13 protein-coding genes are annotated in these 8,905 nt (G+C 23.3%); 11 read left to right on the top strand and 2 right to left on the bottom strand.

The window, feature by feature from the left end; translation table 11 throughout:
* Both T364_RS10880 and T364_RS0109785 read right to left on the bottom strand, forming a co-directional pair.
* On the bottom strand, positions 1-1,043 hold a 1,043-nt coding region (locus tag T364_RS10880), incomplete at its 3' end, for an ATP-binding protein (protein WP_081775710.1).
* Positions 1,044-1,150: 107 nt separating this feature from the next.
* Positions 1,151-1,444, bottom strand: a complete 294-nt coding sequence (locus T364_RS0109785; RefSeq protein WP_245596705.1) for a tyrosine-type recombinase/integrase — start codon at positions 1,442-1,444, stop codon at positions 1,151-1,153.
* A gap of 22 nt (positions 1,445-1,466) precedes the next feature.
* Between T364_RS0109785 and T364_RS0109780 the strand changes: the two genes are divergently transcribed.
* From T364_RS0109780 to T364_RS0109725, 11 genes are all read left to right on the top strand, one after another.
* The gene (locus T364_RS0109780) at positions 1,467-1,811 is read left to right on the top strand and encodes a hypothetical protein (RefSeq protein ID WP_027129435.1); all 345 of its coding nucleotides are present in this window, start codon (positions 1,467-1,469) and stop codon (positions 1,809-1,811) included.
* A 29-nt stretch (positions 1,812-1,840) separates the two neighbouring features.
* Positions 1,841-2,155: a JAB domain-containing protein gene (locus T364_RS0109775; protein ID WP_027129434.1), complete on the top strand. Its 315-nt coding sequence runs from the start codon at positions 1,841-1,843 to the stop codon at positions 2,153-2,155.
* An 86-nt stretch (positions 2,156-2,241) separates the two neighbouring features.
* Positions 2,242-2,754 (top strand): hypothetical protein, encoded by a 513-nt coding sequence (locus tag T364_RS0109770; protein ID WP_027129433.1) that lies wholly within the window; start codon positions 2,242-2,244, stop codon positions 2,752-2,754.
* Positions 2,755-2,864: 110 nt separating this feature from the next.
* On the top strand, positions 2,865-3,206 hold the full coding sequence (locus T364_RS0109760; RefSeq protein ID WP_027129432.1) for a type II toxin-antitoxin system death-on-curing family toxin: 342 nt from the start codon (positions 2,865-2,867) through the stop codon (positions 3,204-3,206).
* 153 nt (positions 3,207-3,359) lie between these two features.
* Entirely contained in the window at positions 3,360-4,280 is a 921-nt protein-coding gene (locus T364_RS0109755) for a helix-turn-helix transcriptional regulator (protein WP_027129431.1), read from the top strand.
* Between the two features lie 39 nt (positions 4,281-4,319).
* Complete coding sequence (locus T364_RS10875; protein ID WP_051532730.1) at positions 4,320-4,766, top strand: DUF697 domain-containing protein; 447 nt, start codon at positions 4,320-4,322, stop codon at positions 4,764-4,766.
* A gap of 20 nt (positions 4,767-4,786) precedes the next feature.
* The gene (locus tag T364_RS0109745; protein WP_027129430.1) at positions 4,787-5,902 is read left to right on the top strand and encodes a hypothetical protein; all 1,116 of its coding nucleotides are present in this window, start codon (positions 4,787-4,789) and stop codon (positions 5,900-5,902) included.
* 33 nt (positions 5,903-5,935) lie between these two features.
* On the top strand, positions 5,936-6,280 hold the full coding sequence (locus T364_RS0109740) for a hypothetical protein (RefSeq protein ID WP_027129429.1): 345 nt from the start codon (positions 5,936-5,938) through the stop codon (positions 6,278-6,280).
* 276 nt (positions 6,281-6,556) lie between these two features.
* Entirely contained in the window at positions 6,557-7,204 is a 648-nt protein-coding gene (locus T364_RS10870) for a bifunctional 4-hydroxy-2-oxoglutarate aldolase/2-dehydro-3-deoxy-phosphogluconate aldolase (RefSeq protein ID WP_051532729.1), read from the top strand.
* A complete protein-coding gene (locus T364_RS0109730) occupies positions 7,201-8,145 on the top strand; it encodes a 2-dehydro-3-deoxygalactonokinase (RefSeq protein ID WP_027129428.1) in 945 nt (314 codons plus the stop codon). The genes T364_RS10870 and T364_RS0109730 overlap by 4 nt, the downstream gene beginning before the upstream one ends.
* 4 nt (positions 8,146-8,149) lie before the next feature.
* On the top strand, positions 8,150-8,893 hold the full coding sequence (locus T364_RS0109725; RefSeq protein WP_027129427.1) for an IclR family transcriptional regulator: 744 nt from the start codon (positions 8,150-8,152) through the stop codon (positions 8,891-8,893).
* The last annotated feature ends 12 nt before the right edge of the window (positions 8,894-8,905 follow it).

The following is an 8,905-nucleotide window of genomic DNA, read 5'->3' as shown; positions in this document are numbered from 1 at the left end:
AAACTTTGAAGTATATAGTTTTCTGTTAAAGCTCCTTTAAATTCTGTAAAAAGTCTATTTCCCTCTCCAAAAGCAGTTGGAGAAAGTAAAGAAAGCCTATTTAATAAACCAACATCTACTAAATATATTTTAAAAGCAGATAAATCATCATAAGCTGATAAAGGTATTCTAGGAGCTGAACTTCTATATACTTTAGAAACTAAGTTAGCATTTACTAACCATTGAAGAGCGTCTTCATATTCTCTAGCCCTTGCTCCTTCTTTGACAACTTTATATATAAACTTCTTATTTTCTCTACTAAGTTGAGATGGAATTGATTTCCAAATCATAGAAATTTTAGGAAATTCTTTTACATTAGGATGTTTTGCAAAATCTCTCTCATAAGCTTCTATAATATTATTTAAACTTTTTATCATTAAATCAGTATCTCTTTCTTTAGTCCACATATATACTGGTTCAGGCATACCACCAGTTATATAATACATTTTTAATTTTTCATATAAAGGATTATAGAAAGCGTCAGGTATTTTTTCAATATCCTCAATACTATCTAAAAAAAGTTTAAGATTTTCATCTCCATTTGCTAATAAAAATTCACTAAATGTCATAGGATAAATATTTAAGAAATCAACTTTTCCAACTGGAAAAGACGAAGGTTTAGCTAATGTTATTCCTAAAAGAGAACCAGCACAAGCTATATGATACTCTGGAGCATTTTCATAAAAGTATTTAAGAGAATTTATAACTTCTGGACAATCTTGTACTTCATCAAATATTATTAAAGTATTATTAGGTTCTATTTTTTGATTACTTATAAGCATAAGATTTTGTAATATTCTATTTATATCTTTAGTAGTTTCAAAAAATTGACGATATTCAATATTTTCATCAAAGTTAAAGTAAGCTACATTATCATAATATAACTTTCCAAATTCTTTTAAAATCCAAGTTTTTCCTACTTGTCTAACCCCTTTTAAAATAAGAGGCTTTCTATATTTTGAATTTTTCCATTTTATCAAATCATCTAATATAAATCTTTTCATAATAAACCTCCTAACTATTTATTATATTATATCACATTTTTTTATAAAAATATGTGATAATTTACACATTTTTCTATAAAATATTGTGTAAACTATCACATTATTTATTATTTTATTAGTTCAACATTTTTTCTAAGTTCTTCTATATCCTTATGAGTATATATTTTTTCAGTAGTAATATAGCTTTCATGTCCTATCATTTTCTTAATAGCAGTAGCATTAGCATTGGCATTACTAAGAAGTGTAGCAAAAGTATGACGACAATCGTGTGGTCTATGTTTCATGTTTAATTGTTCCATGATAGGAAGAAACTTTTCTCTATAGTAATTATCATACTTCATTTTTTGACCTTTGAAGTTAAGAATTAGATATTTATTATTTTTATTGTATCTATTTTTAATTAAAGGTAATATCTTAGGATGTATGGGAAACTTTAGAGTACAAATGGATACAGCAGAAGTAAAACCTATTTTAGGGCAAATGAAAAAAGTTTTAATAACTACATCAAAACAAAGTCTAACTCCTAAAGTGGTTAAATTTTATATGGATAATAGAAAAGCACCTGACTATCGCATAGAATTTAAGGAAATTAAAAATAAATATAATTGCTGTAGAGAATATAGAGAATATGGAGAAACAACATATGAAAACTTTATTCTTATGGTAACTAATTATAAGAAAGCTATAGAAGAATATATGATTACTATGTCAAGATTTGAAAATGATAGTAATAAATATTATATAGAAGAAAATAAGGACTTCCAATAGGAAGTCCTCTATTATTATGGAGGAAAATTATGGAAAAGATATTAAAATTTTTAAAATGTAAAGATGTAGATGAAGTAGTTTATAAGATGAAAAGCTACGAAATAAATGAGGAAATAGAAGAACTAAAAAATCTTATATATATCATAGGAAAAGAAAAATTAAAAAATAAAGACTTCACAAGAATAAGAACAATGCGAGAATTAATAGAATTTTTAAATATTAATATGGGAATAAAGAATAATGAAGAATTTAAAGTATTCTTCCTAGATTGTGATAATAAACTTTTAGGAGAGAAAACACTATTTCAAGGAACAGTAGAATCATTGAAAAAACATAGTTTCTAAAAAGAATATTATAAAAAAATGTTCTCTTTGAGTACTTTTATATAGGGTGTATAATTATATTAATAGAGAAGTTAGGAGGGAAATGATTGAGAAGAAAAGTAAGAGTAACATTTCCTAAACTTGTTCAAGAAATTTTATACAAAGATAAAGAATATTTTGAACTAAAAAAAGAAACTATTTGTAATCTTATAGTTGAAGGATTAGGATTTGAAAAAGGATTAGAAGTAAGTTTTGATATATTTGATGAAAAGAAGTCAATTATATTTAGCTTAAATGAGAAAAATACAAAATACTTTCCTGATATGCTAAAGTTTAGTCATATAGAAGAAGAAAGTGTCTTTCTAAGAAATTTATTTATAACTTATGCTAATTTACATCCAAGTATAAGGCAAAAAATATTATTTAAAAATTTATTCTTACAATTAGAACAAGCAACAAGGAAGAGAAAGAAGATAAAAATATATTATCAAGGAGTTCTTTGGGAAATAATAGTAATAGCAATAGAAAGAGATGAGGAAACAGGTTATTCTTTCTTAAGAGCTAAAAGTTATGATAAAGAATATCAATTTGAAATTAAATATGTGGAGTATATAGCATAATTAAGAGGTAAAACTATGAAAGATAAAATTAATACAGATAAAGAAATATTAGAAAAATTAGCAGATTATTATTTAGAAAAATATTTAAAGGCTTTTAAGGAGTTATCATAGTGATTAAGTTGTCAATAGAAGATATTATATTCTTACATGAAAAAATAATAGATAAAACTGGTGGTATAAGAGGAATAAGAGATATAGGACTTTTAGAAACAGCTATTAATTCTCCATTTATAAGTTTTGGTAGAGAAGATTTATATAAAACATTAGATGATAAAGCTAATCAATTATGCAATAGTCTTATAAGAAATCATCCATTTTTAGATGGGAATAAAAGAATAGGAATACTTGCAATGCTTGTATTCCTAGACTTAAATAATAAAAAGAAAGAAATAACAAATGAAGAAATAGTTGAATTAGGTTTAAGAATAGCTAAAGGAAATGAAAAAGAATAATTAATGGGGATTACTTTCAATAAAAAGAACTAATAAATAATAAAAATGAAGGTAATAAATATCTTCATTTTTTTATAAATGACAATTTTTGTCAATCTCAATAATATAAAATATATTTAGATAAATCTTAAGTAATTAAATAATGGAGGAAAAATGAAAAATCAAAGAATTTTAGATATTTATTTAAGATTACTAAATGGAAAAGAAATAAATAGAAAAAAATTAGCTCAGGAATATGGAGTAAGTGAAAGAAGTATTCATAGAGATATAAGTGACTTAAGAAATTTTTTAATAACTACTAATAATATTTCAGAGATTGTTTATAATGAAAAACTTAATGGATATATTTTAAAAAATGATGATAATCAAAAATTGACTAATAGTGAAATTTTAGCAGTAAGTAAAATATTATTAGACAGTAGAGCTTTTTTGAAATCAGAAATGATGGAAATAATAGATAAACTAATGAAACAATGTGTACCTAGAGAAAGTTATTTAAAAGTATCTAAATTAATCGAAAATGAAAAATTTCATTATATGGAGTTACAACATAAAAAAAGTTATCTTAAAAGTCTTTGGGAAATAGGCGAAGCAGTACAAAAACATTTAAAAATAGAAATTGAATATGAAAAAACAGATAAATCAGTAGTAAAGAGAGTAATTTTACCAGTAGGAATTATGTTTTCTGAATATTATTTTTATGTACTAGCTCATATAGATGGAATAGATAAAGAAAAATATTTTGAAAATAAAGATGATGTATTTCCTACTATTTATAGAATAGATAGAGTAAAAAAATATAGAGTATTAGAAGAGCATTTTCCAATCCCTTATAAAGATAGATTTGAAGAAGGAGAATTTAGAAAAAGAGTTCAATTTATGACAGGTGGGAAATTACAAAGAATAAAATTTAAATATACAGGAAACTCAATAGAAGCAGTATTAGATAAATTACCAACAGCAGAAATTATTGAAAATGGAGAAGGATATTATATAGTAAAAGTGGAAGTTTTTGGAAACGGAATAAATAAATGGATATTAAGTCAAGGAAAAGATATTAAAATTATTAAATAAATAAAAAATAAATTATTTTATACAAGGAGGAAGTAAGATATGTCAAGAAGAGATAAATGTCATGCAGTTATTCATGCAGCAGCAATAGCAGCAGGAGGAGTAGGAGCAGGATTAGCTCAAGTACCTTGTGGAGATATAATTTCTATAACAGGAATTCAAGTTGGAATGGTTATATCTTTAGCTAAAATATATAATAGAGATATAACAGAGCAGGCAGCGAGAAATATATTAACAGCAGTAGGAGGAGGAATGGTAGGAAGACAAATAGCAAGACAATTAGTGGGTTGGATACCACTTTGGGGAAATGTTATAAAATCTGGAACAGCAGCTACAGCTACAGAAAGTGTTGGTTGGTTAGTAGTAAATTATTTTGAGGAAAAAGAGAGAGAAGAAAAAAGAAAAGCAGAAATTAATTATAAGTATGGATATAAAAGTGGTGAAGAAAAAACAAAAGAAGAAATGATAAGAATATTAGAAGAAAAATAAAAAATATTAGGAAAAAAATTATGAATGAAGACTTAAGAAAAAAATTAATAGAGAAAATAAAAAATATAAATGCTACAGATAAAGATATAAAAAAAGAATTTAATAAATATCAAGAAACTAAAAAAAATTATGAAATTGAATTTAAAAATAAAACTAAATTAAATGAACTAGATACTAAACTTTTATTTTTAGGTGTTTTTTTACAAATAGCAAGACAATTTTTTATAGATAACAACTCATTAAGATTTTCTAATGCATCAGAAGGAGATAAAATTCCAGATTTAATTAGTAAACAAATAAGTAAAAAAACTAAAAAAGAAAGATATGCGGAAATATTATTGGGATCAGTTCCATATGATGCTACAAAGTATTTAACTACAAAAGAAGAATTTTATAGTCAATTTGAAAAATTTTCTCATGGAATATCAGGGGCTAATCATAGATACACTACTTTAGGACATGATCCACTATTAGGGTGGATCTTTGGAACAGTAAATATTATTACTAATACTTTAACTAAAAACAACTTTTCTCTAGAATCTTATACAATAAAAAATATGAAAATAGAAAGACCTATTTTAATATCAGAAGTATTTCAAAATTTTTTTATTCAAATAAGAGAAGATAAATTATTATTACCTGTAGCTTTTTTAAAACAAGGGTTACATTTTTCGAGTGATGCATTTACTAAAATGGGATTACCAGTTCCTATTTTAAATAATATTTCTCCAGAATTTGCAGGACAATTATTAGGTGAAGAATATAGAATAGATTTTTATAGTATTTCTCGTGGAGTTTTATTTTCTTCGTTAATAAGTTCTATTATAACAATGTTACATAATTTTTATTATAATGAAACAATAGATAATAGAAAAATATATGAGGTTAGAACAAAGAAAATAATATTATATTCAAATATGATTTCCACTACGAGTAATTTAATATATACCTCTATAACAAAAAATTTTAATAAGTTAGATATAGGAGGATTTATTGTAACTTTGTATAAGTTTTATAAAAGTGAAACATTTATAAGAAAGTTAAAAGAAGAATATGTTAATTCTAAATTAGATAAATATTATGATGAAAAGATAAGAATATTAGATAACAAAATAAAAATACTTTTAGAAAACTAAGCAATAGTTATCAAAGTAATAAAGGATATAATAATGAAATTATTGGATTTAATAAAAAATAATAAAAACACTATTCAAAGAGTAGAGGTCTTAGGAGAACATTTCTATTATTCATGTGATGATATATCTTCTATAATGTTAAAAGAAAATAAATCTCTGGTATTACTATCAATAGGAAATTTTATTATTAATAGTGATAATATAGAAGATTTTCAAAAAGAATTAAAGAAAGAAGATAATGATTATTTATATGAATATAAAGAAATGAAAATAAAGTTTATAACTTTAAAAGAAGATGAGTATAAGGAAATAGACTTTTCAAATAAAAATCCAAAAGGACTATTTAATAATTTATTTGGGATTGAAGAAAAAAGATAGAGAGTAATATCTCTATCTTTTTTTTAGTTAATATAATATTTAAATTTTTTAATACAAAGTTAGAAAGTTTTAAAATAAAAAAAACAAAAAATAGCAACGTATTTACGTCACGTAAATCGGAAATATAGTATTATTTTAAAACAAAAAATATAATAAAAATATATTTTTTGAAAAAGTGTTGAATTTAAAAAAGTGGTAAAGTAAAATTTAAAAAACATAAACACGTTATAATAACGTATTTACGTTAAATTATAATAAGAAGGAGGTCTTATTTTTATGAATGATATAAAAGAAATTATAAAAGCAGAGAAAATTGTTACGATTTTAAGAAATGTTCCAACACTTCATTTAGAAAAACTTCTTGAAATTTTAAAAGAAGAAAAAATAAAAGTTTTAGAAATTGCACTAAATAGTAATGATATCGAAGAACAATTTAAAATTCTAAAAAAGTATGAAAATGATTTTATAATAGGCGCAGGAACAGTTACTACTAAAGAAAGATTAAAATTTGCAATAAAAAATAATGTAAAATTTATTTTAACTCCAAATACAGATGAAGAAATTTTAAAGGAAGTAGAAAAAACAAATATTTTATGTGTTTGTGGTTTTTTAACTCCTTCTGAAGCTGCAATAGCATTGAAATACAAATGTTGTAAAATTTTAAAATTATTCCCAGCAAATGAAATGCCTATGACATATTTAAAGGCTTTAAAAGGACCATTAAATAATTTCGATTGTATGGCAGTTGGTGGAGTTTCTGAAAAAAATATGAATGAATTTTTTAAAAGAGGTTTTTGTAGTGTAGGCTTAGGAAGTTCTCTTATAGATAATAAATTAATAAAAGAAAATAAATTTGAAGAATTAAGAGAAAAGATTAAAAATACAAAAAATATTTTAAAAAATATAGAGGCGACAAAAATATGAAAAAAATAATAGCAATAGATGCTGGAACATCGAATTTAAGAATAAGAATTATTAAAGATAAAAAAATAATTTTTGAAAAAAAATCACCGAATGGAGTAAAAATAGGTAAAGAATTATTTATTCAAAATTTATATGAGTTTTTAAAAAAAATTTTTGAGGAAAATAAACTTGAAAAAGAAGATATTGAATATATTGTCGCTTCTGGAATGATCACTTCTTCCTTAGGATTAAAAGAAGTTAAACATATAAAAGTTCCAGTGAATTTAAAAAAGATAAGAGAAAAAATAGAAGTTTGCAAATTAAAAGAGTTTAATATTTTGTTAATTCCTGGAATAAAAGTTGAAAAACAATATTTTTTAGAAGATAACTTAAAAAGTATAGATGTTATTAGAGGAGAAGAAACGGAAGTTTTTGGAATATTAGATAAACTTGATACAAAAGAAGATTTTATACTACTTTTACCAGGGTCTCATAATAAAATTATTGAAATAAGAGAAAAAAATGTGGTTGATTTTACAACAACAATGAGTGGAGAATTATATGAGGTATTAACTAAAAATACTATTTTAAAAAATTCTGTAGAAGGAAAGTTTTGTAATAAAATAAATGAAAAATTTTTGTTATTAGGTTATGAGATGAGTAAAAAATATGGTATAAATCAATCTACATTTATGTTACGTGGGCTTGATTTAGCTCAAAATTTATCATTAGAAGAAAAAGAAAATTATTTACTTGGAATAATAATAGAGGGAGATATAAAAGCTATTTATAAAAATAATTATCAAAATAAATATAACAAGATTGTAATAGTAGGTAATAATATAATTTCTAATGCTTTGTATCTAATCTTAAAAAAATTAAATATATTTTCTGATATTGAATTAATTTTAGAAAATGATTTTTCAGTAAAAGGAGCAATGAAAATTTTAAAAGAGGAGTAATTTTATGAATAAATCAACTTTAAAAACTCTAGAAATTTTAGAAATTATAGCTTCCTCAAAAAAAGGAATGACAATTTCAGAGATATCAAAAGAATTGGAAATTCCTAGAAGTTCTGTAGATGATATAGTAAAAGCTTTATTAAAAAAAGAGTACATATATCAAGAGTCGGAAGAGAATAAAAGATATATATTAGGAAATAAAATATTAGAATTATCTTTATCTGTAAAAAATAAAAGAGAAATTATAGACGTTGTTAATCCATTTTTAAAAAAATTAAATGAAGAATATAATGAAACTATTTTTTTAGCTCTTAAAGATGGCGATTATGTTTTATATGTTGGAAAAATAGAAAGTACAAAAAATATAAAAATAACAGCAGTTCTAGGAAGTAAAAAATCTTTATATTATACAGGATTAGGAAAAGCTATTCTATCAACATTTACAGAAAAAGAAATCGAAGAATATATTCAAAGAATAAAGTTAGTAGCAAAAACTAAATATACAATAATAGACCCATATAAATTAAAAAAAGATATATTAGAGGCTAAAGAAAGAGGTTATTCAAAAGACTATCGTGAAGGAGATGAAGATATTTCTTGTGTGGCTGCTCCTTTATTTCAAGATGGAAAGGTTATAGGAGCTATAAGTATTGCTGGATTATATGGAAATGTTTCAGAAAATGAAATGAAAAAAAGAGGAGAAAAAATAAAAGAAGTAGCAAATAAAATATCAATTTTATTAGGATAAAAAAGGAGGAAA

It is taken from the genome of Fusobacterium perfoetens ATCC 29250 (assembly GCF_000622245.1).
In the GTDB taxonomy this organism is placed as follows: Bacteria; Fusobacteriota; Fusobacteriia; order Fusobacteriales; family Fusobacteriaceae; genus Fusobacterium_B; species Fusobacterium_B perfoetens.
Note: the sequence above shows the minus strand (reverse complement) of the source record. Positions and strands in the feature narration are given on the sequence as shown.